At 67.4% G+C, this 24,914-nt stretch carries 25 protein-coding genes; 14 read left to right on the top strand and 11 right to left on the bottom strand.

Annotated features, from left to right (window positions below; genetic code table 11):
* The first annotated feature begins 69 nt into the window (after positions 1-69).
* Positions 70-723: a transglutaminase-like cysteine peptidase gene (locus FRZ44_RS00215; protein WP_151175286.1), complete on the top strand. Its 654-nt coding sequence runs from the start codon at positions 70-72 to the stop codon at positions 721-723.
* Positions 724-770: 47 nt separating this feature from the next.
* Positions 771-2,072 carry an EAL domain-containing protein gene (locus FRZ44_RS00210; protein ID WP_151180090.1) on the top strand — a complete coding sequence of 434 codons (1,302 nt, stop codon included), beginning with the start codon at positions 771-773 and terminating at the stop codon, positions 2,070-2,072.
* Positions 2,073-2,325: 253 nt separating this feature from the next.
* On the opposite strand, the gene FRZ44_RS00205 is transcribed toward FRZ44_RS00210, so the two are convergent.
* From FRZ44_RS00205 to FRZ44_RS00195, 3 genes are read right to left on the bottom strand one after another with little or no spacing between them, the layout of a single operon-like run.
* Complete coding sequence (locus tag FRZ44_RS00205) at positions 2,326-2,901, bottom strand: ActR/PrrA/RegA family redox response regulator transcription factor (RefSeq protein WP_151175285.1); 576 nt, start codon at positions 2,899-2,901, stop codon at positions 2,326-2,328.
* Between the two features lie 54 nt (positions 2,902-2,955).
* Positions 2,956-4,299: an ActS/PrrB/RegB family redox-sensitive histidine kinase gene (locus FRZ44_RS00200; protein ID WP_151175284.1), complete on the bottom strand. Its 1,344-nt coding sequence runs from the start codon at positions 4,297-4,299 to the stop codon at positions 2,956-2,958.
* A 54-nt stretch (positions 4,300-4,353) separates the two neighbouring features.
* On the bottom strand, positions 4,354-5,553 hold the full coding sequence (locus FRZ44_RS00195; RefSeq protein ID WP_151175283.1) for a hypothetical protein: 1,200 nt from the start codon (positions 5,551-5,553) through the stop codon (positions 4,354-4,356).
* A gap of 170 nt (positions 5,554-5,723) precedes the next feature.
* Here FRZ44_RS00195 and FRZ44_RS00190 point away from each other — a divergent pair, with 170 nt between their 5' ends.
* On the top strand, positions 5,724-6,500 hold the full coding sequence (locus FRZ44_RS00190; protein ID WP_151175282.1) for an ABC transporter ATP-binding protein: 777 nt from the start codon (positions 5,724-5,726) through the stop codon (positions 6,498-6,500).
* A gap of 5 nt (positions 6,501-6,505) precedes the next feature.
* Positions 6,506-7,324, top strand: coding sequence for an ABC transporter permease (locus tag FRZ44_RS00185; protein WP_318526385.1), 819 nt, complete (start codon positions 6,506-6,508; stop codon positions 7,322-7,324).
* Between the two features lie 208 nt (positions 7,325-7,532).
* Here the strand turns inward: FRZ44_RS00185 and FRZ44_RS00180 are convergent, their stop codons facing one another.
* Together FRZ44_RS00180 and cobT are read right to left on the bottom strand one after the other, a co-directional pair.
* Positions 7,533-8,747 (bottom strand): DNA glycosylase AlkZ-like family protein, encoded by a 1,215-nt coding sequence (locus tag FRZ44_RS00180; protein WP_151175281.1) that lies wholly within the window; start codon positions 8,745-8,747, stop codon positions 7,533-7,535.
* A gap of 227 nt (positions 8,748-8,974) precedes the next feature.
* A complete protein-coding gene (cobT, locus tag FRZ44_RS00175) occupies positions 8,975-10,015 on the bottom strand; it encodes a nicotinate-nucleotide--dimethylbenzimidazole phosphoribosyltransferase (RefSeq protein ID WP_151175280.1) in 1,041 nt (346 codons plus the stop codon).
* 309 nt (positions 10,016-10,324) lie between these two features.
* On the opposite strand from cobT, the gene cobS reads away from it, so the two are divergent.
* The 6 genes from cobS (at position 10,325) to FRZ44_RS00145 (ending at position 14,908) form a co-directional block, all read left to right on the top strand.
* Positions 10,325-11,065 (top strand): adenosylcobinamide-GDP ribazoletransferase, encoded by a 741-nt coding sequence (cobS, locus tag FRZ44_RS00170; RefSeq protein ID WP_151175279.1) that lies wholly within the window; start codon positions 10,325-10,327, stop codon positions 11,063-11,065.
* Between the two features lie 16 nt (positions 11,066-11,081).
* Positions 11,082-11,741, top strand: coding sequence for a histidine phosphatase family protein (locus tag FRZ44_RS00165; RefSeq protein WP_151175278.1), 660 nt, complete (start codon positions 11,082-11,084; stop codon positions 11,739-11,741).
* Positions 11,742-11,999: 258 nt separating this feature from the next.
* Positions 12,000-12,680 (top strand): lipid-binding SYLF domain-containing protein, encoded by a 681-nt coding sequence (locus FRZ44_RS00160; protein WP_151175277.1) that lies wholly within the window; start codon positions 12,000-12,002, stop codon positions 12,678-12,680.
* Positions 12,681-12,763: 83 nt separating this feature from the next.
* Entirely contained in the window at positions 12,764-13,633 is an 870-nt protein-coding gene (locus FRZ44_RS00155) for a hypothetical protein (protein WP_151175276.1), read from the top strand.
* Positions 13,634-13,793: 160 nt separating this feature from the next.
* The gene (locus FRZ44_RS00150; RefSeq protein WP_151175275.1) at positions 13,794-14,387 is read left to right on the top strand and encodes an SCO family protein; all 594 of its coding nucleotides are present in this window, start codon (positions 13,794-13,796) and stop codon (positions 14,385-14,387) included.
* On the top strand, positions 14,387-14,908 hold the full coding sequence (locus FRZ44_RS00145) for a YcgN family cysteine cluster protein (protein WP_151175274.1): 522 nt from the start codon (positions 14,387-14,389) through the stop codon (positions 14,906-14,908). The genes FRZ44_RS00150 and FRZ44_RS00145 overlap by 1 nt, the downstream gene beginning before the upstream one ends.
* Before the next feature lie 149 nt (positions 14,909-15,057).
* Here FRZ44_RS00145 and FRZ44_RS00140 read toward each other — a convergent pair whose 3' ends face one another.
* Both FRZ44_RS00140 and FRZ44_RS00135 read right to left on the bottom strand, forming a co-directional pair.
* On the bottom strand, positions 15,058-15,483 hold the full coding sequence (locus FRZ44_RS00140) for a VOC family protein (RefSeq protein ID WP_151175273.1): 426 nt from the start codon (positions 15,481-15,483) through the stop codon (positions 15,058-15,060).
* Positions 15,480-16,433, bottom strand: a complete 954-nt coding sequence (locus tag FRZ44_RS00135; RefSeq protein WP_151175272.1) for a DMT family transporter — start codon at positions 16,431-16,433, stop codon at positions 15,480-15,482. Before FRZ44_RS00135 ends, FRZ44_RS00140 begins: the two co-directional genes overlap by 4 nt.
* 137 nt (positions 16,434-16,570) lie before the next feature.
* Here FRZ44_RS00135 and FRZ44_RS00130 point away from each other — a divergent pair, with 137 nt between their 5' ends.
* Positions 16,571-17,524, top strand: coding sequence for a methylated-DNA--[protein]-cysteine S-methyltransferase (locus tag FRZ44_RS00130; protein ID WP_151175271.1), 954 nt, complete (start codon positions 16,571-16,573; stop codon positions 17,522-17,524).
* Positions 17,525-17,664: 140 nt separating this feature from the next.
* Positions 17,665-18,384, top strand: coding sequence for a M48 family metallopeptidase (locus FRZ44_RS00125; RefSeq protein ID WP_191908326.1), 720 nt, complete (start codon positions 17,665-17,667; stop codon positions 18,382-18,384).
* Between the two features lie 31 nt (positions 18,385-18,415).
* On the opposite strand, the gene FRZ44_RS00120 is transcribed toward FRZ44_RS00125, so the two are convergent.
* Positions 18,416-18,745 carry a hypothetical protein gene (locus FRZ44_RS00120; RefSeq protein ID WP_151175270.1) on the bottom strand — a complete coding sequence of 110 codons (330 nt, stop codon included), beginning with the start codon at positions 18,743-18,745 and terminating at the stop codon, positions 18,416-18,418.
* Between the two features lie 24 nt (positions 18,746-18,769).
* Positions 18,770-19,225 (bottom strand): VOC family protein, encoded by a 456-nt coding sequence (locus tag FRZ44_RS00115; RefSeq protein ID WP_151175269.1) that lies wholly within the window; start codon positions 19,223-19,225, stop codon positions 18,770-18,772.
* A gap of 96 nt (positions 19,226-19,321) precedes the next feature.
* On the opposite strand from FRZ44_RS00115, the gene FRZ44_RS00110 reads away from it, so the two are divergent.
* The gene (locus FRZ44_RS00110; RefSeq protein WP_151175268.1) at positions 19,322-20,518 is read left to right on the top strand and encodes a multidrug effflux MFS transporter; all 1,197 of its coding nucleotides are present in this window, start codon (positions 19,322-19,324) and stop codon (positions 20,516-20,518) included.
* 39 nt (positions 20,519-20,557) lie between these two features.
* Here the strand turns inward: FRZ44_RS00110 and FRZ44_RS00105 are convergent, their stop codons facing one another.
* Both FRZ44_RS00105 and FRZ44_RS00100 read right to left on the bottom strand, forming a co-directional pair.
* Positions 20,558-21,568 (bottom strand): IS30 family transposase, encoded by a 1,011-nt coding sequence (locus FRZ44_RS00105; protein WP_151175267.1) that lies wholly within the window; start codon positions 21,566-21,568, stop codon positions 20,558-20,560.
* A 141-nt stretch (positions 21,569-21,709) separates the two neighbouring features.
* Positions 21,710-23,749, bottom strand: coding sequence for a transglycosylase domain-containing protein (locus tag FRZ44_RS00100; RefSeq protein ID WP_191908325.1), 2,040 nt, complete (start codon positions 23,747-23,749; stop codon positions 21,710-21,712).
* 158 nt (positions 23,750-23,907) lie between these two features.
* Between FRZ44_RS00100 and FRZ44_RS00095 the strand changes: the two genes are divergently transcribed.
* The gene (locus FRZ44_RS00095) at positions 23,908-24,906 is read left to right on the top strand and encodes a GNAT family N-acetyltransferase (protein WP_191908324.1); all 999 of its coding nucleotides are present in this window, start codon (positions 23,908-23,910) and stop codon (positions 24,904-24,906) included.
* The last annotated feature ends 8 nt before the right edge of the window (positions 24,907-24,914 follow it).

Here is a 24,914-nt window from a genome sequence, read left to right as displayed (position 1 = left end):
CAAGCTATAGCCGAGATCGCCCGGTTAGCATCGAGCGGGCCTAGATCGGTACAACCGGGGTGTTCGGTCATGATTGGTGCGATCCGGAGGGTTCGGCGCGATGCCCTGGCCCTCCTTTTCGGAATCATCGCCTTCGCGTTATTGGCTGTCGGCCCAACGGCCCATGCGGCGGGTTTCACCCCGTCCTTTTTTGGAACCAAGGAGCTTCACGGCACCAGCCTCAAGCAGTTCCCGAAATGGACCGGCGTGATGGATCGGTTCGCGAAGGAGCTGGCGGGCTGCCCGCCGGCGCTCTGCAATACCAAGCTCTGGAAGAGCATCATCGCCCAGACCAAGGATCTGGACCTCAAGACCAAGCTGAGAACGATCAACAGCATGATGAACGCGCATCCATACATTCTCGATCAGGTGAACTGGGGCAAGCCCGACTACTGGGCGACGCCGTTCGAGTTCCTGCGCAAGAACGGGGATTGCGAGGATTACGCGATCGCCAAGTTCTATGCGTTGCGCGATTCCGGCGTATCGACCGACCAGATGCGCATCGTCGCCTTGAACGATCTCAATCTCGGCCTCGGCCACGCCATCCTGGTCGTCTATGTCGACGGCACGCCGATGGTGCTCGACAATCAGATTCAGAAGGTCGTGCCGGCCTCCAGCATCAAGCATTACAAGCCCGTCTATTCGGTCAACGACACCGGTTGGTGGTTGCACCGCCCCGCCTGAGCTCTTGCGCAGCCGGGGCGCGGCGACATGACATTCAGAGAGAGACCATGAACGATCGCGTGCGGGACAACAGGACAGTCGATCAGGAGCAGGCGCTCCTCGACTATGTGGGAAGGCTGGAGCGCTTCACCGAGGGCCGGCGCGCGGTCATCGTGCATCTGTCGGAGCTGCGTCCCTATAACCGGCGCGAGCATCATTTCCGCATCGCGGCCTCCTGCTTCGACAAGCTCGCGAAGAAGCATGAGAGCGCGCTGTTCCGGCTCGCGGCCGGCGACTACGTCTTCATCACCAAGGGCGCGACCATCGAGGAGCTCGAGGAGCCGGTGACGCGGCTGCGCTATCTCTTCAGTCTCGATCCGCTGCTGAGCCATGCCGGCACCGAGGAAGACAGGTTCTGCCACTGGTTCAATCTCGAGACCGACTGGGCCGACCTGAAGAAGGCGGCCGAGGACGCGCTGACGAAGCGCAAGGCCGCCGCCGTCCAGCGCGACGCGAAGCCCAAGCCGTTGGCCGAGCCGCTGGATCCCCGCCGCCTCGGCCAGATCGAACAGACCATCGCCACCGCGGATCTCTCGCCGCTGGTCCGCCGCCAGCCGATCTGTCTCGCGATCGAGAATCGCCAGATCGAGCCGCTGCTGCTCGAGATCTTCGTGTCGATCGCCGAGCTCGGCCGCGCCGTGATGCCGGGCGTCGATATCGCCGCCGATCGCTGGCTGTTCCAGCACCTGACCCGCCTGCTCGACCAGCGCGTCCTGGCGCTGCTGAAGAGCAAGGGCGAGATCGACCCGAAGCGTGGCTTTTCGCTCAATCTCAATGTCGCGACCGTGCTGTCGCCGGAGTTCCAGGAGTTCGACCGCATCGTGGGCGCCGAACGCGCCAGCGCCGCCGTCATCGAGCTGCAGCAGATCGACATCTATGCCGATCCGGGCTCCTACATCTTCGCGCGAGAATGGCTGAAGGAGCGCGGCTACAAGATCTGCATCGACGGCGTGAAGCCGCTGTTGCTGCCGATGGTGGACCGCGAACGGCTCGGCGTCGATCTGGTCAAGCTCGAATGGACCCCCGATCTCTCCACCAACCTCGACAACCGCGTCGCCCGCGACGTCCAGGAGGCGATCGACCGGATCGGCCGCGATCGCGTGATCCTGTCGCGCTGCGAAACCGAAATCTGCCTCGAGCTGGGGCAGAAGCTCGGCATCACCATGTATCAGGGCCATCATTTCGACGGCATGATGCGCGCCCGCGCCACCGGCGGCGCAGCCGCTGCCCCTGCCGCAGCGGCACCGGCCGCCGCCAACGCGCCTGCCGCTGCACCCGCCGCAGCGCCGTCGCAGCGACAGGCGTCCTAGTTAGAAATCCATCGGAGCACGAACACTCCGCCGTCACAGCTCAACTTCAGCCCCTTCCCTGCCGGCTTCGCCGGCGATCTAAGAGAATCAGCGGGCAAAGCCCGCGGCCGGGAGGGGCGGCGAGCGTAGCGAGCGGGGAGGGGATGCCGGTCGCAAGCGAAGCAAGGAATAGCTTCGCGTTTCGCCATGCCATGAACATCGCGGCGACCCCTCCCCCTACCCCCTCCCGCAAGGGAAGGGGATGAAGAAAGCGTCAGGTCCGCGGGGCGTATTTCTGCAGGATGCGCTGGAGCGTGCGCCGATGCATGCGCAGGCGGCGCGCCGTCTCGGATACGTTGCGATCGCACTGCTCGAACACGCGCTGGATATGTTCCCAGCGCACACGATCGGCGGTCATCGGCTGCTCGGGCGGCGGCGGCAGCGCGTCGCCCTGCTGCTGGAGCGCGGATTCGACCGCGTCGGCGTCGGCGGGCTTGGGCAGGTAATCGAGCGCGCCCTGCTTCACCGCCGCGACCGCGGTCGCGATATTGCCGTAGCCCGTCAGCACCACCACCCGCGTTTCCGGCCGGGCGTCGCGCAGCGCCGTCACCACATCGAGCCCCGATCCGTCGCCCAGCCGCAGATCGACCACGGCGAAGAGCGGGGGCCGGGCCTTGGCGGCGGCAATGCCAGCCGCGACGCTGTCGGCCTGGGCCACGTCGTAACCGCGCCGTTCCATGGCGAGCGCCAGCCGTTGCCGGAACGGGCCGTCATCGTCGACCAGGAGCAGGGTTCGCTCTCCGGCCGGAACCTCGGCGGGGCTGGCGGCGGAGACGGGCTTATCGGTCATGAACAACTCCTCGAGACGCATTGGCGTCGAGATGGGGGTCCGCGAGCCCGGATTCTAGTCCGTATCCGAAAGCGGGCCGCGCGGCCACTCGATGGTAACCTGGGCGCCCCCCTCGCGTCGATTGGCGAGGCTGACCGTGGCGCCGGTCCGCGCCAGCAGGGTCTCGGCAATGAAGATCCCGAGCCCCATATGTTCCCCGCCCCGGCCCTGGTCGCCCCCTGATAGATAGGGCTCGCCCAGATGGCCCAACAGGTCGGAGGGAAAGCCCGGCCCGTCATCGGCAATGGTCATGGTCAGCTGCCCGTCGCGCCACAAGGCCTTGACCTCGACCTGGGAACGGGCGAACTCGATGGCGTTCTGCAACAGGGTGCCGAGACCATGCAGGATCTCGGGCCGCCGCGGCACCTTGGGCGCCACCATATTGCCGTCGCTGTTGAGAACAAGTTCCTGGATGGTCAGGTCCACATCGTGGCGGCGATGCGGGGCCGCGGTCATCTCGATCAGCTGCTTGACCCCGACGGCGTCGAACGGCGTGCCGCCGCCCACCTCCGGCTTCGCGGCGAGGCTCGCCAGGATGCCGCGGCAGCGCTCGCTCTGGCTCAGCAGCAGCTGCACGTCGTCCTTGAACGGGCTGTCGGGCGGCAGATCGCGCGCAAGCTCCTTGGCCACGACGGCGATGGTGCCGAGCGGGCTGCCGAGCTCATGGGCGGCGGCGGCGGCCAGCGCCCCCAGGGCCGAGACCTGCTGCTCGCGGTCGAGCGCCATCTGCGTCGCCGAGAGCGCGTGGGACATGCGCCGCGCCTCTTCGGCGACGCTGAAGACATAGATGGCGACGAACAGGGTCGAGAGGGCGAGGGCCGCTGCCAGCCCGAGGATGAAGACCGGCTCCAGGCTGAAGCCCGGCGTCGGCCAGGGCAGCGCCAGATGCCAGAGCGACAGCACCACGACCGCGACCACCGCCAGGACGGCCAGCACCGCCGTGGTCGCCCGCGACAGGGTCGCGGCCGAGACCGTGACCGGCGCCAGGATCAGGATGGCGAAGGGATTGTTGAGGCCGCCGGTCAGATAGAGCAGCGCCGCCAGCTCGACCAGGTCGAAGCCCAGATAGAGGGCCGCCTCGCGATCCGACAGGCGCGAGGAGGCACGGCCCCGCCGGCTGGCCCAGAGATTGACCAGGGCCGAGGTCCCGACGGCGCAGAGCGCCCAACCCAGGGGCAGCTCGTAGCCGAGGCCGAAATGGGTGAAGAACAGGGCCAGGAGCTGGCCCAGGATCGCCACCCAGCGGATGGTGTTGAGCGTCCCGCGCCGGACCCGGCCGCCCACGGCCGGGCCGCTATGGTCGCGCCGGCCCAGGACCCGTCCGGCACGTCCCGAGGTCAGTGTGGTTTCGGCGGTCATGACCGGGCCAGGAAAGACCAGACGCGCCCGCACCGCAAGACCCGACGGGAGCCCCTATTGGGTCGCCATGCTGTCCAAAAGATTCGGGCCGCCGCAGCGCGGATCGGGCTTGGCGCCGACCGCGATCATGTCGAACGCCGAGGGCGATCCCTCCAGCCGGAAATAGACGTCGCTGCTCGGATCGTCCGACTTGAGCTCGACCTGGTAACGCGCCGTGCCATCGCCGCAGCGCTGAATGGCGCCATACTCGTAATATTCCGTCGCACGCAGGGCTTGCAGGCGTTCATGCCAGGACTTCAGTGCGGGTCTCGCTTCCGTCTTCGACCAGGACGAGGCCTGGTTCCAGGGCGACGTCATCCATTCATCGACGAAGTCGCGCGGCGAGAGGGCAATGGGGGCGACGCGGCGGACTTCGTCGCCCTCGACCGCGAAATGCCGGATCCACAGCCGGCTATGGATGCCGAGATCGATGCTGTCGGCGTGGAAGCGAAGATCGAACGAGTCGCGGTCCACATTCAGCCGTCCAAAATCCTCGCCGCCCCACCAGATCGGATCTTCGGCGTCATAGATCACCCGCGGCGTCACCCGATCCGCTCGCGGGCGCAAGACCGAGTAGCGAATGACCGACCAGGTCGAACTGCACCAGGGGGCGACTGTCTTCGTGACCACGAACCAATGGCCCGATTCGTCGGGTGGCGAGACGCCATAGCTGAAGGAAGCAAAGGCGCCATTGATCTCGGGATAGGGACGGCTCTGCCATCGCAGAATTTCGGTCCACGAGCCGCCCTCGGACGAGAAGAGAAAGAGGACCGTATCGGTGCCGCATTCGATCGCGAAGCTCGCCGTGACCGCCACCAGATCGGGGTGGCCGGCGGGCCGTTGCATCGTGAAGGTCAGATGGTCGCCGTAATGGACCGGGCCGATCGGCTCGACCTCCCGCTGTTCGAACCGCTGGCCAAGGTCGTCCTGCGTGCTGGCCGTATCGAAGTTCGGTGGGAGGCAGCGCATATAGGCGTCGAGGAAGTCGCGAAGATGCGCTTTCATCTCCGATATGACCGCCTGCGCCTGCGGCGTCAGGGATGTCGGCCCCGAATTCTCGTAGATGGGCAGCGCCCCGAGAGCGACCCGCGCTTCCCGGACCTTGGCCGCCGCATGGTCGATCGCCGGCGAGCCGCAAGACGCGGCCTCTGCGGGGAGGCCTGTCACGAGCCAGAGACAGGCCGTCAGCAGCAGCGTCCGCAAGACAAGGCTCATGGGCGAATTACCCGGCGCCGGGGGCCAAAGGAGGGCGTGAGGCGGCACCATTTGACCCCGCACGAGGCTGAATCGCAATGCCGCCCAGCCCCGACTGACGCCGGCCAGGATGAAATTTCCGTAGCCATGCCTAGCCGGAGTCGCCGAATCGCGGCATAGTGCGATCTCGCATGTCCGAACCCGTCATTCTCGTCGAAGGGCTCTCCAAGCGCTTCGGCCCCGTGATCGCTGTCGATGAGCTCGGCTTCTCGGCACCCGGAGGCACCGTCATCGGCCTCCTGGGCGGCAATGGCGCCGGGAAGACCACCAGCATCGCCATGCTGCTGGGACTTCTGATCCCGACTTCCGGCAGCATCCGTATCCTGGGTGAGGACATGCTCAAGCACCGCTATCGGGTGCTGGCGCGCATGAATTTCTCCTCGCCCTATGTCGACCTGCCGCGCCGCCTGACACCGCGCCAGAATCTGCGGGTCTTCGCCACGCTCTATGGCGTCGCCGATCCGACCCGGCGCATCGCCGAGCTGGGCGAGGAGCTGGCGCTGGGCGAGTTCATGGACCGGCCCTGCGGCAAGCTCTCGGCCGGGCAGAAGACCCGGGTGGCGCTGGCCAAGGCGCTCCTCAACCGTCCCGAATTGCTGCTGCTCGACGAGCCCACCGCCTCGCTCGACCCCGACACCGCCGACTGGGTCCGCCATTATCTCGAAACTTTCCGCAAGGAGACCGGCGCCACGATCCTGCTCGCCTCGCACAACATGGCGGAGGTCGAGCGGCTCTGCAGCGAGGTCTTGATGATGCGCCGCGGCCGCGTGGTCGATCGCGGCAAGCCGGTCGATCTGCTGCGCCGCTATGGCCGCGCCAATCTCGAGGAAGTGTTCCTCGACATCGCGCGCGAGCGCGGCCATGGCGTGGCGGCGCCCGCCGAAGAAGCCAAGCCGGAAGCGGGCTGACCGCCATGAGCATGACCCTCCAGGATTTCGCGCTCTCGCCGCGCCGCATTGGCGCCATCCTGCTGCGGCACCTCTATGTGCTGCGCAGCTCCTGGCCGCGCCTGGTCGAGATGGCCTATTGGCCGACCATGCAGATGATCATCTGGGGCTTCGTCTCGCAGTTCTTCTATACCCAGACCTCCTATGTGGCGCAGGCCTTCGGCGTGCTGATGGCGGGCGTGATGCTGTGGGACGTGCTGTTCCGCGGCCAGCTCGGATTCTCGCTCTCCTTCCTCGAGGAGATGTGGGCGCACAATCTCGCCAACCTCTATGTCAGCCCCCTGCGACCGGCGGAGCATATCCTGGCGCTGATGGCGATGAGCGTGGTGCGCACGCTGATCGGCGTGCTGCCGGCGGCGGTGCTGGCGATCCTGCTCTATAAATTCTCGATCTTCGACATGGGCCTGCCGCTCCTGGCCTTCTATGTGAACCTGGTGATGATGGCCTGGGGCATCGGCATGCTCTCGACCTCGCTCCTGATGCGCTACGGGCTGGGGGCCGAGAACCTGGTCTGGTTCATCATCTTCCTGCTCGCCCCCATCAGCGCGATCTATTACCCCGTGACGGTGCTGCCCGCCTGGCTGCAGCCGATCGCCTGGTGCCTGCCCTCGACCCATGTGTTCGAAGGCATGCGCGAGGTGCTGTTCCACCAGCATTTCAACCTCGCCCTCTTTTGGGGCGCGGTCGGCCTCAACGTCATCTACATCCTGGTCGGCCTCGGCGTGTATCTCATCGCCTTCCGCTCCGCCCGCGAACGCGGCGCACTGCTGCAGATGGGGGAATGAGCGGGAAAGGGCGTCACTTTTATTGGCCGCCGCTCCTCGCCATTTACTGTCATCACCGCACCTCTTTTGTCACCCCCGCGAAAGCGGGGACCCATGTCGATCCAGCGGCGTCGGTTGAGAGTTGGGTCCCCGCTTTCGCGGGGATGACGATTGAGGGCGGTTTCTCAGTGGGGGGATCATTGCAAGGGCGATCTCGAATGATCGCCCCCTACTTCACCTTCCCCTTGATCGCATCCTTGACCCGCTGCGGCACCCGCGCGCGCACGCCGACCTGCTCGGCGCCGGCCAGCGCCGCGAAGCGGCGGATGGCGAATCCCAGCTGCTCGGCATCGGCGTCCTCGGCGAGCTCGAGCCGGCGCAGCCACCAGGTCTTGCCGTCGAGCTTGCCGTCGACCATGCCCACGGCCCGCTCGCCCTGGAGCACCGGCAGCGCGAAATAGAAGCGCCGCTTATGGGCCGGCGTGTAGGCCTCGAACTTGTAGTCGAGATCGAAGAGTTCCTTCGCGCGCGGGCGGCTGTAGAGCAGGTGGTCGAGCGGCGCGAGGAGCCGTGTCGGCGCGTCGTTCGCGACGGGCGCGTTCCAGCCGGCCTCGTCTTCGGGCAGATACCAATAGACCGGCTGGTCCGGCAGGTCGGTCGCCTGCACCGGGATGGCGACGCCGCTCTCGAGCGCATGCGCCACATGCTCGCGCCAGCGCTTGATGCCGCCGCCGGGCCGCCAGGGCCCGTAATGATGATGGGTGCGCTGCGCGATCTGCTCGGTCGTGGCGAGCTTCAGCACATGGAGGGCCGAGCGGATCAGGAAATCGTCATAGCCCTTGCGCCAGTCCTTGGCGCGCGGCGAGGGCGGGGCGACGAGTTCCGGCAGGCGGCGCTCGGTCAGGTCGAACAGGCGCTGGAAATTCTTGTCGCGGCCCGCCACCACCAGCTTGCGCTGCGCGAACATGACCTCGAGCGCGCGGGTGGTCTCCTTGATGGTGTTGAAGCCGCCGACGATGCGCCGGCTCTTGAAGCTGCCCGGGCCCGTCGGCCCGTTGGCGCGGATATGATCCTCGACCTCCTGCATCACCTTCTTGAGCCGCCGGGTGACGGGGCTGCGCAGGGTGGCGGGATCGGCGAGGCTCTCCGAGATATGGGCGAGCCAGTCGCGCCGGGTGGCGAAGATCGGGTAATGGGTCTCGACCAGGGCGCTCTGGCCATAGAGCAGATCGTAGAAGTGCGACGGCGCCGAGGCGCTGCGCGCGGCCCAGGCGATCTCCTGGTTGCGCAGCCCCGTGATGCGGATCGAATCGATCTGCCACATGGCGAGATCGACCGCGCGCGCCGGCGCCTGGGCCCCGGGCCAGAACGCGCCCCACAGCCCCTGCCGGTCGAGCAGAAAGCGGCGCAGCTCGGACGCGGATGCCGGGCGCGGCTTGGTCATAGCAAGCGACGGTTACAGCTATCGGCGTCGATGTCGCTGTCGACCAACGGCCCTCTCTTACTTTTTATCCCCTCCCCCGGAACGGGGGAGGGCGAGGGAGGGGGCTGCTCGGTCGGTGAAACGGGAGCTGCACTGCTCATGCGCGGTATCTTCGACCGAGACTTCCCCCTCCCTGACCCTCCCCCTCAAGGGGGGAGGGGAAGAATGTGTGAGCGTGGACATAGGAATCACCCGTCCTTCCCGCTGACGCCCGCCTCGGCGAAGGTCGCCATGCCGGTATGGCAGGCCACCGCGGCCCTGAGGATGCCGATCGCCAGCGCCGCGCCCGAGCCTTCGCCCAGCCTCATGCCGAGATCGACCAGCGCCCGCTTGCCGATCGCTTCCAGGAGCCGCTTATGGCCGGGCTCGGCCGAGACATGCGCCACCATGCAATGATCGAGGGCGCGCGGATCGATCCCGCGCAACACCGCGGCCGCCACCGTGCAGGCGAAGCCGTCGAGCAGCACCGGCACGCGCGCGAGGCGCGCCGCGATCACGGCGCCCGCGATCGCCGCCAGCTCGCGCCCGCCGAGCCGCCGCAGGATCTCGAGCGGATCCTTGAAATGCGCGCGATGGAGCTTCAGCGCCTCGTCGATCACCGCGATCTTGTTCTCGAGCGCCGAGCCCGCGACGCCGGTGCCGGGGCCCGCCCAGTCGCGGCCGTTGCCGCCGACGACCGCCGCCGCCAGCGCCGAGGCGCTGGTGGTGTTGGCGATGCCCATCTCGCCCAGGCAGAGAAGATCGATGCCGGGCTCGACCGCCATCATGCCGTAGCTCATCGCATGCGCGCATTCCTCCTCGCTCAGCGCAGCGGCACGGGAGAAATCCTGGGTCGGCTCGTCGAGCGCCATCTCATAGACCCGCAGCTCCGCATCGACGGCCCGGCAGAGCTGATTGACCGCGGCGCCGCCGGCGACGAAGTTCGCCACCATCTGCTTGGTGACCGCGGCCGGAAAGGCCGAGACGCCGCGCGCGGCGACACCGTGATTGCCGGCGAAGACCGCGACGCGCGGACGATCGAGCTGCGGCGGATGACGGCCCTGCCATTCGCAGAGCCACTGCGTGATCTCTTCCAGCCGGCCGAGCGCGCCCGGCGGCTTGGTGAGCTGCCCTTCGCGCGCCGTGGCGAGTGTGCCCGAGGCCTGATCCGGACCCGGCCATTGCGCGATCACCGCGCGGATCTCGGCGAAGCTGGCGGCGGGTCGGTCGTTCGCGGGCGGGTTCTGCATGAGACACCTCGAGGCGGGATCGTTTGCGGGGTCGGGTTGAGCGGCGCCCCGCGAGGACAGCGTGAAGCGGCGGACGAAACTGGTGGCGGGGCGATGCGGATTGGCCCCGGCGCGACTCCCGGATCGGTTCCCACGTCCGGGCGCTTTGCGTCGGGGGCGGCAACTGTCCTATAACCCCCGCATCCGCGCCAGCCGGAAAAACCTCACACATTCTCCATGCCCGATCCCGCCGCCCCGAACGAACCCGTGCCACCGCCCGACTCCGGGCCCGATCCGATTCGGGCGCCGGGTGCGTCGATCTGGAATCCGATGGCCTGGTTCGAGGATCTGCGGCTGGCCCTGGCCTTCCTCACCCGCCTGCCGATTCGAGGTGACATCGCCCCGCGGCCGCTGGCGGCGGCCGTGCGCTGCTTCCCGCTGGTGGGCGTGGTGGTCGGTCTCGGCGGCGGCTTGGTCTATGCGCTGGGGCTGAAGCTCGGCCTGCCGCCCCTGGGCGCCGCTCTCTTCGCCATCGTCGCGACCGGTCTCCTGACCGGCGCGCTGCACGAGGACGGATTGGCCGACAGCGCCGACGGGCTGGCCGGCGGCCATGACCGCGAGCAACGCCTCGCCATCATGTCGGACAGCCGCATCGGCAGCTATGGCGTGCTGGCGCTCATCGTCTCGGTCATGGCGCGCGCCGCGCTGCTGGCAGGCCTGCCGACGGCCCACGGCATCGCCGCGCTGATCGCCGCCCATGCGCTCGCCCGCGCCGGCATGGCGCTGGTGATGGCCCGCGGCATGCCTGCCAAGAGCGGCGGGCTCGCGGCCGGCGCCGGCAAACCCGCCGAAGGCGACGCGCTGGTCGCGCTCGCGATCGCCGCGGTCATCGCCTGGATCGCGTTGGGACCGGTGGTCGCGGCGGTGGCATTGGTCGCGACGCTGATCCTGGCCTGGGCGATGGCCCGGCTCGGCAAGCGGCTCATCGGCGGCTATACCGGCGACACCCTCGGCGCGATCGAGCAGCTCTCGGAGATCGCCGTCCTCGCCGTCGCCGCCGCCGTGGTTTGAGCAGGGGCAGAGACCGATGACCGTTCCGATCACGCGCTGGTGGTGGATCCGGCATGCGCCGGTGACCTCCCATGGCGGACGCATCTATGGCCAGAGCGACGTGCCGGCCAATTGTGCCAACCTGGCGAGCTTCGCCGGCCTCGCGCGCCTGCTCCCCACCGATGCCGCCTGGATCGCGAGCCATCTCGCACGGACACATCAGACGGCGGCGGCGATCTTCGCCGCCGCCGGCAAACCGATGCCGGCCTTGCTGGTCGAGCCGCTGCTGGCGGAGCAGCATTTCGGCGACTGGCAGGGACTCACCCATGACGAGCTCGCGGCGCGGCGCGACGGCGCCTGGCATCGCTTCTGGCTGGCGCCGGCCAAGCTGGCGCCGCCCGGGGGTGAAAGCTTCGTCGAGGTGATCGCGCGCGTCGGCACCGCCGTCGAACGCCTGACCGCCGCGCATCAGGGCCGCGACATCATCGCGGTCGCCCATGGCGGCACCATTCGCGCGGCCCTTGCGCTGGCACTCGGGCTCGAGCCCGAACGCGCCCTGGGCTTCGTCATCGACAACTGCTCCCTCACCCGCATCGACCATATCGGCGCGTCGGCCTCGAGCGACGACACCGCCTCGGCCGCCAGCTGGCGCGTGGCGACGGTCAACCAGCCGCCGGTGATCGCGGATCGCGGCTGAATGCGATAGTGAATAATGTTGTCTCCTCTCCCGCTTCGCGGGGGAGGGTCAGGGAGGGGGCTGCTCAGTCATCGCGTCATCCCCCTTCCTAGCCTTCCCCCTCAAGGGGGGAAGGGACAGCAACCGAAATCGCTCTCTCCTCATCGATTGCCCGCGATTTGGCCTCGCGACTCGGCGCGGCTGCCTCGGAATTGCCAAAATCCGCCGCTCCTTTAAGCTCCCCCTCCAACCCGCGACTCGACAATCGGGAGACTCTCTATGGTTCGCATGCGCACGCTGTTGACTGCACTGGCCCTCGTCTTCCTGGGCTGTGCCATGGCGCGCCCTGCGGCGGCGCTGACCGACCAGCAGGAGATCATCGACAAGGCCCGCATCACCTTCGACAAGCTCATCACCAGCCCCGAATTCGCGGAGCTGCCGGGCTATGTGAAGCAGGCCAAGGCGGTCATCATCTTCCCCTCGCTGATCAAGGGCGGTTTCATCATCGGCGCCGAAGGCGGTTCTGGCGTGCTGCTGGTGCGCGACGACAAGCTGGGCTGGAGCTATCCGGCCTTCTATACGCTGGCCGCCGGCAGCGTCGGCCTGCAGATCGGCGGCGAGATCTCCGAAGTCGTGCTCACCATCATGAGCGAGAAGGCGCTCGACGCCGTCATCGACAACCAGATGAAGTTCGGCGGCGACGTCTCGATCGCGGCGGGCCCCCTGGGCAAGGGCCTCGAGGCCGGCACGACCACCAATCTCGATGCCGACGTCTACAGCTTCGCCAAGACCTCCGGCCTGTTCGGCGGCCTCTCGCTCGAAGGGGCGGGCGTGCTCAAGCGCGACAGCTGGAACGTCTCCTATTACGGCACCGGCGCCACGCCCTATGCGATCCTGATCCAGCGACGCTTCTCCAATCCGAACGCGCAGCCGCTGCGGGATTCACTCTCGCCCTATTGAGCCGGGAAAGCGCCCTTCGGGGCGCTTTCGCCGTCTGATCGCCATCCGATTGATCGCCGCAACATTTCCGGGGGAAGATTTCGATGACCAGCCTGCGCCTGACCTATCGACCGTTGATGCTGGCATTGGGACTCTCGGGATTGTGGGCGGGCTCGCTGCCGGCCTGGGCCGACGGCATCTCGGTGACGAGCAAGGCCACGGCCAATGGCGATTCCCGCCTCATCGACAACACCATCCTGGATTTCAGCTCCTGCCGTCAGGATCACGACGCCGACCGCATGCTGCTGCGCCTGCATTTGACGCGGAAATGGGATGTCAACTCGCCCGAAGGCGAAGGCCACGTCCGCCTCGACGCCTTTGACGCCAAGACCGGCACCTCCGGCACGCCGCTCTACACCGTCGAGGCCGAGGGCTCGGCGGCGCAAATCCTTCCCGACTGCCTGCTGCGGATCGATCGCGGACTCGAGGATCTCGAATGGTGGCAGATCAACGATCTGGCCTCCGGCACGCTGCTGTTCGAGACCATGGCCGAGCCGCTGATCTTCGCCACGCTCGACGACGACCAGATCCGCAGCGTGCGGGCCGCGGGCTTCTATGTGCCGCCCGACGACGAGGCCGATCAGAAGCTGGCCGACCCGCATGTGGTCGGGCTGCTGACGCTCGCGACCGACGGCAAGATCGCGACGCGCCTGCTGGTGACCGCGAGCGATCCCGCCAAGGCAACCGAGCTGCGAAGCTATTGGGACGAGCGGCGCTATCTGGCGGTGGTCGAGACCGGCAAGCCAGGAGCCTTGGGCGCGGCCACGGCCGAACAACCGCTCTCGAAGCGGCCGCTGTCGGTCGAGGTGAACTGGGCGGTCGCGGGCCTCGCCTTGCGGCTGCCGATCGGCCCCGCCGGCCTCAAGACCGAAGGCGCCGTCATTCCCGACGGACTGAAGGTCGCACCCTGGTAGAACGGCGGCGCTTCGGGCTACGGCTGTAATAAACCCTGGAGAGCGGCAGGAAGCCTTGCTTGCCTGCCGCCGGACCCTGCCCCATATTTCTTCGGGTCGCGATCGCCTGCCTTCGCCGGTGAAGGGGCGATGAGCCGACTCCGTTCCTTTCATTGAGCCGATGCCCAAGAGCCTCGCTGCGCGCGTCACCAGTCTCGTCGCCTTGCTGCTGATCGCGGCGATCGCCGTATTTTGGGCCTTCCGCGAGGCCGGCCCGCCGGGCGAAGGCGGTTCGGGCACGGCCCTCGTGGGCGGCAGCTTCACCCTCACCGACCAGAACGGCCAGACCCGCAGCGACGCCGAATTCCGCGGCAAGCTGATGCTGGTCTATTTCGGCTTCACCCATTGCCCCGATATCTGCCCGCTCGATCTGCAGAAGATCACGCAGGCCATGGGCAAGCTGGGCGACAAGGCCGACCAGGTGGTGCCGATCTTCATCACCGTCGATCCGGCCCGCGACACGCCCGCGGCGATGCGCGATTTCGTCGCGAATTTCGATCCGCGCATCGTGGCGCTCACCGGCGACAAGCCGGCGATCGATCGGCTGGTCAAGGATTACCGCGCCTATTACAAGCCCGATGCCGGAGGCACCGACTATAACGTGATGCATTCCGCGCTGATCTATCTCATGGGTCGCGACGGGCGCTATCTCACTCACTTCGGACAGGACGTCAGCGCCGACGACATCGTCGCCGGCGTGACGAAGCAGCTCTGATGGTTCTCGCCAAGCTCCGCAAGAAACTGGCCAAGCGCGGCGCCCCTAAGGCCGCCGCGAAGCGCGCGGCCAGGAAGCGCAAGGGCGAACCCGAGCCTTTCTGGAAGACCAAGACGCTGAAGGAGATGACGAAGCCTGAATGGGAATCGCTCTGCGACGGCTGCGGGCGCTGCTGCACCGTCAAGTTCGAGGATACCGAGACCGGCCTCGTCGAATTCACCGACGTCGCCTGCCGCCAGCTCGATTCGAAGAGCTGCCGCTGCAAGAACTATGCGAAGCGCAAGACGCTGGTGCCCGACTGCATCGCGCTGACCGTGCGCATGATCGGCAAGCTGCACTGGCTGCCCTCGACCTGCGCTTATCGCCTCGTCGACGAGGGCAAGGATCTCCACTGGTGGCACCCGCTGGTCTCCGGCGACCTCAACAGCGTCCACAAGGCCGGCATCTCGGTGCGCAACAAGGTCGTCAGCGAAGACGACGTCGAGGACGCGGAAAAGCGCATTGTGGATTGGATTAAGTGACGGCCGAAGGCCGTCATCCCCGCCCCCGGGTCCGGCCGACGACCGGCCCAAGGATAAACTCCGGCGGGGATCCATGAACACCCGTCTCGCAAAACCTGGCGCGACCACATCCAATTGAAAGATGGATCCCCGCTTTCGCGGGGACAGCCTTACGGCTGGGTCGCAAACACCCGGCTCATGTCGCGGAAGCTCTTGAACTCCAGCGCGTTGCCGCTGGGGTCGAGGATGAAGAAGGTGGCCTGCTCGCCGACCTCGCCCTTGAAGCGCACATGCGGCTCGATGATGAACCTGGCCTTGCTGCCCTTGAGCTTGTCGGCGAGCCGGTGCCAGTCATCCCAGTCGAGGATGGCGCCGAAATGGCGCACCGGCACATTGTCGCCGTCGACCGTGTTGGTGCGCGCCATCGCGGTTTCCTCGGGGCGCAGATGCGCCGAGATCTGATGGCCGAAGAAATCGAAATCGATCCAGAGCGGATCGGTGCGGCCGACGCGGCAACCCAGCATGCCCTCGTAGAAATGGCGGGTCCGATCGAGGTCGGCGACCGGGAAGGCGAGATGGAAGGGCGGCATGGTCATGGGAGAGTCCTTTCCGAGACGGGGGCCGGCGGGCGCGTGGCGCGAGGTCCCTGCCAATTGAGCAGCACGAGGCCGGCAAAGATCAAGAGCACCGCCAGGCCGACGATGGGGCTGAGCGCCTCGTCCAGCAGCAGATAGCTCCAGGTGAGCGCCGTCACCGCCACGATATAGGTGACCTGGCTGAAATAGACCGCGCCCGCCATGCGGATCACTTCGAACTGCACGATATAGCCGAAGCAGGAAACCGCGATCTGGATCATGACGGCGAGTTCGCCCGGACCCACGGGCCAGAGCGGCGCGATCTCGCCGCGCAAAGCCGCGAAGGGCAGCGCACCGGCAAATCCCAGGATCACCATGCCGCAGGCGAGCGTCAGCGAATCGCTGCCCTGGGGCCGGCAACGCTGATTGAAGATCGCCACGCCGGCGTAACAGACCGGGCCCAGGAATCCGAACAGCACCCAGCCCAGCGCCGCCCCACCATCGAGGCTGGTGCCGCGCAGCGCGAGAAGGGCCGCGCCGAGGAAGCCGATGACGAGGCCGGCCGCGAGCCGCCACAGAAAGCGCTCCATGCCCAGCAGCAGGACGATCGCGAAGGTGACGAGCGGCGACGTGTTCACGATGAGCGCCGTGAGGCTCGCCGGCAGATGCGCCACCGCGACCAGCAGAATCATGTTGGGCAGCGTGATGCCGACAAGCCCGCAGACGGCGTAATATCCCAGATGACGGCGATCCCAGCGCGGCAGGCGGCCCCGGATCAGGGCCACCAGCAGCAGCACGCTGCCGGCACCCAGCGTCTGCCAGAACACATAGCCTGCGGGCCCCACGCCGTGATCGACCGCGATCTTCGAGGTCGGAAAGGTCAGGCCCCAGGCCGTGCCCTGCAAAAGCAACAGCAGCAGCGGCAGGAGACGCCGCGGCGCGGGATCGAGAGCGAGGGCGGGGCTGGACATGCGGGACGGCACTATAACGGGCGAAAACCTCAGGAAAAGCTTAGCGATCGGGCCTCGCAAGGATCGGATAGAGGCCTCCCGCCGGGCGGGCTAGGAGTAGCGCCTTGCCACCCCTATCTTGGCTCGAGGAGTTCCCGATGAGAGAGTCCAGCATGGTCGCCCGCCGGCCCGCCGAGGTCCTGGAGTCCGAGCTGTCCGCCCCGGCGCGGCCGGCCGCGGGCCGCTCCCATCGCTTGGACGCCGTCCAGCGCGCCTGCCGCTATATCGAGCGCAAGATGGCGGCGGAGGACGAGGCCGGTGATCCGGGCCCGGTGACCCTGGCCGAGCTGGGCCGCGCCTGCGCCGTCAGCCCCTGGCATCTCCAGCGCCTGTTCAAGCAGGCCATGGGGGTGAGCCCGCGGCAATATGCCGATGCCTGCCGGGTGAACCGGCTCAAGAGCGGCCTGCAGCAGGGCGACGGCGTGGCGGCCGCCACCTATGGCGCGGGCTTCGGCTCGGCCTCGCGGGTTTATGAGCGGGCGCCCCAGGCGCTGGGCATGACGCCCGCCAGCTATGCCAAGGGCGGCGAGGGCGCCGACATCGCCTATGCGACCGCCGCGTCGCCGTTGGGCCGGGTTCTGGTGGCTGCGACCGGTAAAGGGGTCTGTTTCGTGTCGATCGGGAAGGCCGATGCCCCCCTGATCGGGGCTCTGAACGAGGAATTCCCCGCCGCGAGGCGGATTCGGAAGGACAATCAGGCGCTCTCGACCGCCTTGGCCGCGATTCTGGATCATTTGGAGGGTCGGGCACCCCATATCGACCTCCCGCTCGATATCCAGGCCACCGCGTTCCAGCAGCGCGTCTGGGAGGAGCTGCGCCGAATTCCGTTGGGCGAGACCCTCACCTATGGCGAAATCGCCGGCCGTCTGGGCCAGCCGACCGCGGCCCGGGCCGTCGGCCGGGCCTGCTCCACGAACCCCGTGGCCGTGGTCATTCCCTGCCACCGCGCCTGCGGCGCCGATGGCAGCCTGACCGGTTACCGCTGGGGCCAAGGGGTGAAGCAGGAACTCCTGACCCGCGAGGCGGCGAAGGTAGATATCCACAGGAAATAAGTCCTAGCGCGCGACGGGAGGTCTTGGCAGGGGTCCCTCAAGACCGCATAACCGATGACATGTCCCGTCGCAAAGCCCGCTCCAATTCCGCTTCGCGCCGCCCCCGCCGGCAGGTCAAACGGCTGGTCGAGGGACAGGTCATGACTCTCGATGACCGCCGAATTCCCCTGATTTATCAGCGCAATACCCGGGCGCGCCGGATCATCCTCCGGTTCGACCAATCGGCCGGCCGCATCGTCGTGGTGCTGCCGCCGCGGGCCACCTATGACGAGGGCCGCCGCTTCGCCCAGACCCACCGGTCCTGGATCCGGGAACGGGTCGAATTGCTGCCCGAAGGGGTGCCGTTCGAGACCGGCAAGGTCGTCCCCTTCCTGGGCCAGCCCCACCGCATCCGCCACCGCCCCAAGGCCCGCGGCGTGGTCTGGTGCGAGGAAGGCGAGATCCATGTCGCCGGCAAGCCCGAGCATCTGCCGCGCCGGGTCGAGGACTGGCTGAAGCTCGAGGCGCGCCGCGAGATCGCCGAGTTCGCCCATGCCAAGGCCGCGATGATCGGCAAGAAGGTTCGCCGCATCCGCCTCAGCGATCCCAAGACGCGCTGGGCCAGCTGCTCGGCCTCGGCCGAGCTCGCCTTCTCCTGGCGGCTCGTGCTGGCGCCCAAATGGGTGCTCGAATATGTGGTCGCGCATGAAGTGGCGCACTTACGCGAGATGAATCACGAGCCGCGCTTCTGGCGCCTCGTCGACGAGCTCACGCCCCATGCGCGCAAGGCGCGCGACTGGCTGGCGGAGCATGGGCCCGACCTGCATCGCTATGGCCGCAGCGACGGCGAGCGCGCCTATGAGGATCCGCTGCCGGCTTGACTGGCGCGCGCCTGACCGAATCCGAAACGCGTCAGAACAATTTGCAGAGCCCCGAGACCATGAAATTGCCCGCGAGGATCGCGAAGGCAATCGTGAACCAGGTCAGGACGCCATAGACCAGTACCAGTGAGATCAGCCAAGGCCAACTCAACCCCCGCCGGCGACCCATCGCGCCGGCGAGCGATATGAAAAAGACGGTGGCGATCGAGATGCCCGGCGGCAAGGTCGCGATGCAGCGCGGCAACAGATAGCCTCCGATCAACCCGGCACCGACGAGCATGACGAGCCAGAGACCGATCAAGGGCGCGATCAGTGGCGGTCGCGGCGGCGGCTCGAGTGCGAGCGGAGGAGCCTCGGTCATGGTGCCAACGGCCTGAAGAGCGGACTAGCGCAGCGGCACATCGGGAACCCAGACATAGCCGTCGGGATCGGCGATATAGGCCTCGCGCAAGCCATGCGGCTTGTCGGCCGCTTTCGCCATGACGTAGTGACCGGCGGCCTCGGCGCGCGCGACGGCCGCATCGGGATCGCAGCCATGCAGGCGCAGCTCGACGCCGGCGCCGCGCACCGCGCCGTCGCCGGTCAGGCTCAACAGCGGATGCGTGCCATAGGTGTGATCGGCATGGAGCATCCATTCGGCCTGATTGTCGCCGGTGCCATGGCGCAGCACGGCGAAGTCGGGATCGCCATAGACGAGGCGGGCCCCCAGCACCGCCTGGGCGAACGCGACCGCGCGCGGCACCTCGCGCACCAGCAGATTGATGCCCATGCCCTTCAGGCTGCGGCCATAGTCGGGCGCGGACATGAAGGGCGTCTGGTCCTCGGGCCGTTTCTTCGTCATGGCTCCCCTGTGCAGAGCGGCGATTGCCATTCGGTCTTGCACCGCTAGAGTGAGCTTAGCCTGTCTTCCCTCCTTCTTCCAATTCCCTCCCCGCTCATGCGTCGCGCCGACTCCGTTCCCGTCATCGTCCTGCTGACCGTGCTGGTGGCGCTGGGGCCGATCTCGACCGATCTCTATCTGCCCTCGCTGCCGAGCCTGATGAGCTATTTCTCGGCGAGCGAAGCCGATGTCCAGCTCACCCTCAGCATCTTCCTCATCGGGCTTGCGGCCTCGCAGCTCGTCTACGGCCCGCTTTCCGACCGCTTCGGGCGCAAGCCCGTGCTGCTGGTGGGCCTGGCGATCTATCTCGTGGCCAGCATCGCCTGCATGCTGGCGCCCTCGATCGAGTTCCTGATCGCTGCACGGTTCCTGCAGGCGCTGGGCGCCTGCGTCGGTCCCGTTCTCTGCCGCGCGGTGGTGCGCGACGTCTATGGACGCGAGGGCGCGGCGCGCGTGCTCTCCTATCTCGCCGCGGCGATGGCGATCGCGCCGCTGCTGGGACCCATCCTCGGCGGCTATCTGCAGGCCTGTTTCGGTTGGCGCGCCAATTTCGCGGCCCTCGTGATCTATGGCCTGGGCGGCCTCCTGGGTGCTGCGACCATGCTGCCCGAGACCAATCACGACCGGAACCCGCTGGCGACGCGGCCCTCGAACATTCTCGAGACCTATCTGATGCTGGCGGGTCAGCGCCGCTATGTCGGCTATGTGCTGTCCTCGGCCTTCGGCTATAGCGGCATCTTCTGCTTCATCTCCGGCTCTTCCTTCGTGCTGATGGGAATGATGAAGCTGGAGCCGAGCGACTATGGCTATTGCTTCGCCGCGGTGGTGGCGGGCTATATCGCCGGCGCCACGCTCGCCGGCAAGCTCGCGCGCAAGACCACCATCCATCGCATGATCGCGGCCGGTGGCGCGATCGCGCTCGTCGGCGGCCTCGTGCTGGTCGCGCTGGCGCTCGCGGGCGTCGACACGGTCATGGCGATCGTGGCGCCCACGACGATCTATCTCTTCGGCGTCGGCATGGTGATGGCGAACTCGATGGCGGGCGCCATCGGCCCCTATCCGCGCGCCGCCGGCGCGGCATCGGCGCTGTTGGGCTTCACCCAGATGTCGACCGCCGCCCTCGTCGGCGCCGCCATCGGCCATGCCGCCGACGGCAGCCAGATGCCGATGGTGATCGCGCTGGCGCTGAGCGCCGTCGCGGGGCCGGTGAGCTACTGGACGCTCGTGCGGCCGTGGAAGAAGCAGGAAGTGTGACAGCCGCGGCTCTTTGCGCCGGCGAAGTCGCTATAACCGTCACCCCCGCGAAAGCGGGGGGATGGATTCACACTCCAAGTGCAACACTTGGCTGCAGAAGATTTCAGCGGGGCTGTGCCAGTCAAGGCATTTGCGCGGGGTGTTGTTGTAGGCGCGGACCAGATTTGAGAGTTGGCGTGTGGTGAGGGTGTCGAGGTTGGTTTTTCTGGGGATGTTGCGGCGCAATCGCCCGATGGCGTTTTCGACGCCCCCTTTCTGCCAGGGAGCATAGGGGTCGCAGAAGAAGGTCTGGATATCGAGGCGGTGGAGCTCGTAGTGACGGGCGAACTCGGTGCCATTGTCGAAGGTGATGGTCTGGCGCAGGGATTGGGGCAGAGGCCCGAGCAAGCTGGCGATAGCGTCGGCGATCGGCTCGGCATGCTTGCCGTTGGACCGGCCGACGATGAGCAGGCGGGAGGATCGCTCATGCAAGGCGAGGAGGGCCTGGCCGTAGCGGGTGAACATCATGAGATCGGCTTCCCAGTTGCCGGCGACCGAACGGTCCCCGACGGCGGCGGGTCTTTCTGCAATGGAAACACGATCTTGGATGTGCAGGGCCGAGCTGCCGCCCTTGCGGCCGCGGCGGCCGCGTTTGCTCTTGGCGCGGGGCAGGTAATGGCGCCAGCGATAGTCCTTGTGGCGGGTGATCTGGGCCTGGATGAAGCGGTAGATGCTCTCCGGGCTGATGACGTGCCGGCCCTGCTGGCGTTCGAGCCAGCCGCAGACCTGCTCGGGCGACCAGCCTTTCTTCAGGCCGTCGAGGACTTGCCGGCGCAACTTGGCGTCACGTTCCAGACGCGAGCCTCGCCAGCGCCGGGCCCGGGTCTGCTGCTGGGCGTAGACGGCCCGATAGCCGATCTGACGGCCGGTGTTTCGCTTCAGCTCCCGAGAAATCGTCGATGCTGGGCGATCCAGAGCTGCAGCGATCTGGCGGATCGAGTGGTCTTTGGCCTGAAGGCTGGCAAGGATGGCGCGCTCTTCGGCCGAGAGCTGAGTGTATTTTGTTCCCATGGCAACACCCTAATCTGGTGTTGCACTTCGTTTGAAAATTCAGCGGGCCCATCGATTCGCTTGTGTGTTGCATCGGCATGGGTCCCCGCTTTCGCGGGGATGACGGCGGAGCTTATGCCGCGGCCGTGAGGACCCACACCGTCATTTCTTATTATCCCGCTGATTCACCAGCCGCTCGATGAAGTTGGCGAAGGAATCATTGCCGGTTTCCTTGGCGGCCGTCACCGGATCGGGAGCGATGATCGTTCCCGAGGGCGCCGTGTCGGCGGCTGCCGTCGCGGCGGTGCCGTCGGGCACGCCGGCGACCAGGGGCTCGTTGCCGCCGGGCCAAGGCAGGGGTCGCGGCAGTTCCTTGTCGAGGGCCGCCGCCATGAAGCCCTGCCAGATCTTCACCGGCAGGCCGCTGCCGGCAACCTTCTTCATCGGATGACCGTCGTCATTGCCGACCCAGACGCCGGTGACGAGCTCGGCGGTGTAGCCGATGAACCAGGCATCGCGATAATCCTGCGTGGTGCCGGTCTTGCCCGCCTCGGGCCGGCCGATCTGCGCCGCCTTGCCGGTGCCCCACTCGATCACCGACGACATGATGTCCTGCATCTCGAGCACATAGCGCGGGGCCACGATGCGCCCCGGCCCCGAGCCCTCGCGCGCATAGAGGAGGTTGCCGTCGCGGTCGCGCACCTCGGCGATCGCATAAGGCCACACGCCCTCGCCGCGATTGGCGAAGACGGCGTAAGCACCCGTCATCTCCAGGAGATTCACCTCGCTGGTGCCGAGCGCCAGGCTCGGCGTGGCCGTGAGCTTGCTGTTGATGCCGAGGCGCTCCGCCGTCTGCGCCACGCGCTTCGGTCCCACGCGCTGGATCAGCTGCGCCGCCACGCTGTTGAGCGAGCGCGCGAAGGCCTCGCGCAGGGTCACGTCGCCGTAATAGCGGTCGTTGTAATTGTCCGGCTTCCAGTTGCCGATCGAGATCGGCGCGTCGGTGAAATGGCTGTCGGGATCGAAGCCGTTCTCGAAGGCGGTCAGGAACAGGAACGGCTTGAAAGCCGAGCCCGGCTGGCGCTGCGCCTGGACGGCGCGGTTGAACTGGGTGTTGCCGTAATCGAGCCCGCCCACCATCGCCTTGACCGCGCCCTCGGGCGTCATCGAGACCAGCGCCGCCTGGCTCGCATCCTGCGGCGGCCCGTCCTTCATGAAGATCTCGGTGAGCTTGGCCTCGGCCTGGCGCTGCAGCACGGGATCCAGCGTCGTGGTCACCACCAGATCGCGATCGGAATAGCCGACGAAGCCCGGCAGTTGGTCGAGCACCCAGTCGGCGAAATACTGGCCGAGCGGGCCGCTGCGCGCCGGCGTGTTGTGGCCGAAGCCCTCGGCCGCGACCTTATCGGACTCGTCTTGCGTCAAATAACCCGCCGCGACCATGTTGCTCAGCACCAGCTTGGCGCGCGCCTGCGCCAGGTCGCGATCGTTGAAGGGGCTGTAGCGCGACGGCGCCTTGAGCAAGCCCGCCAGCAGCGCCGCCTCGTAGCGCGTCACCTCGGCGGCGGGCTTCCCGAAATAGCGGCGCGCGGCAGCGTCGACGCCATAGGTGCCGGCGCCGAAATAGACGCGGTTGAGATAGAGCTCGAGCAGCTGGTCCTTGGTGAAGTTATGCTCGAGCCACAGGGCGAGCAGCACCTCCTGGCCCTTGCGCCGCAAGGTGCGCGCGGGCGTGAGGAAGACGTTCTTGGCGAGCTGCTGGGTGATGGTGCTGCCGCCCTGCACCCAGGCGCCGGAGCGCAAATTCACATAGACCGCGCGCGCGAGACCGCGCAGATCCAAACCGAAATGGCTGTAGAAGCGCCGGTCCTCGGTCGCGATCACCGCCTGCGGCAGATAGCCCGGCAGCTCCTGGAGCGTGACCGTCTTGCCGTAGAGATCGCCATAGGAGGCGAGGATCGTGCCGTCGGCGGCCAGCAGCGTGACGCTGGGCTTGTGGTCGATCTCGTTGAGGCGGGAGACGTCGGGGAGGTCGTAGGCGAGCCAGCCGACGAAACAGAGACCGAGGAAGAAGCTCCAGACGGTCGCGACCAGGCCCCATTTGGCGAAGCTCAGCAGCAACCCATGACGCTGGCGCCAGGACTCCCCGCCCTTGCGCTTCGCTTTGCGTCCGCTGTCCTTCTTTTTCCCGCGACCGGCCATGGGGTCACTCTCTAAGTGATTCGCGAGTTGAGGGCCAGCCTGGAACATTTTCCGGCGACGCGGCTGCCGGTTCGCCATAGAAAATGCGACCAAACAAAGAAACGACAGCCGGAAAGTCCGGGAAACTGCGGGAATTGCCAGCCGCCGAGGCGCCCGGCATGATCGCGCCCGTCATGACGAATCGGCAGTTTCATATCCGCGCGGCGGGCCCGCAGGACGGCGACACGGTGGCGCGGCTTTGCGCCGCCCTCTCCGCCCATGAGGGAGCGCCGCCGCCGGCCTTCACCGGCGACGATTTCCGCCGCCAGGCTTGCGGGCCCGAGGCCCTGTTCTCGGGCCTGCTCGCGGAGCAGGACGGCAGGCCGGTGGGCTATGTGCTGCATAAGCGGGATTACGATACCGATCGGTTGGAGCGCGGCGTCCATGTGCTCGATCTTTTTGTCGAAAACACGGCGCGCGGCGGTGGCATCGGTCGGGCCCTGATGGCCTCGGCCGCGGCGGCCGGTAAGGCTTATGGCGCAACCTTGGCTTATTGGGGGGTGTTGCAAGGCAACCCGCTCGCCCGCGACTTTTATCGCCGCATCGGCGGCGTCGAGAACGGCGCGATAAGCCTCTGGGGCGTCGATGACGAGGGCTTCGACCGGCTCTGCCGGCGTCCCTTGCCCGCGGGCCTCGCGGTGCGCGAAGGCACGCTCGCGGACGTCCCGCTGCTGACCCGGTTTCTGAAGAGTCTCTTCGCCGACATGGACGAGCCGCCGCCGCCCGAGATCGCGCCGCGGCTGGCACGCGACGGTTTCGGGCCGGCGCCTTTCTTCGAAATCCTGATCGCCGAGCGGGGCGGCCGGGCGCTGGGCTATGCCATGTCCTGGCTCACCTACGAGACGCAGGAGGCCGAATCCGTCATCGCGCTCTCCGACCTCTATGTGCTGCCGGAAGGCCGCGGGAGCGGGATCGGAACCGCGCTGATGGGCGAGGTCGCGCGCCGCGGGCGGGAACGCGGGGCCGGGGGGTTGTGGTGGCCGGTGCTCAAATCGAACGAGCGCGCGCGGCGCTATTATGCGCGCTTCGCCACCGAGGATCCCGAGGCGCTCTACTGCACCCTGGACGGCGAGGCCTTCCAGCGGCTGGCGGCGTCGGCGCTGGCGATGCGCTCATGACCTCCGCG

The sequence above is a fragment of the Hypericibacter terrae genome, from assembly GCF_008728855.1.
Classification (GTDB): Bacteria; Pseudomonadota; Alphaproteobacteria; order Dongiales; family Dongiaceae; genus Hypericibacter; species Hypericibacter terrae.
This window is presented reverse-complemented; position numbering and strand designations above follow the sequence as displayed.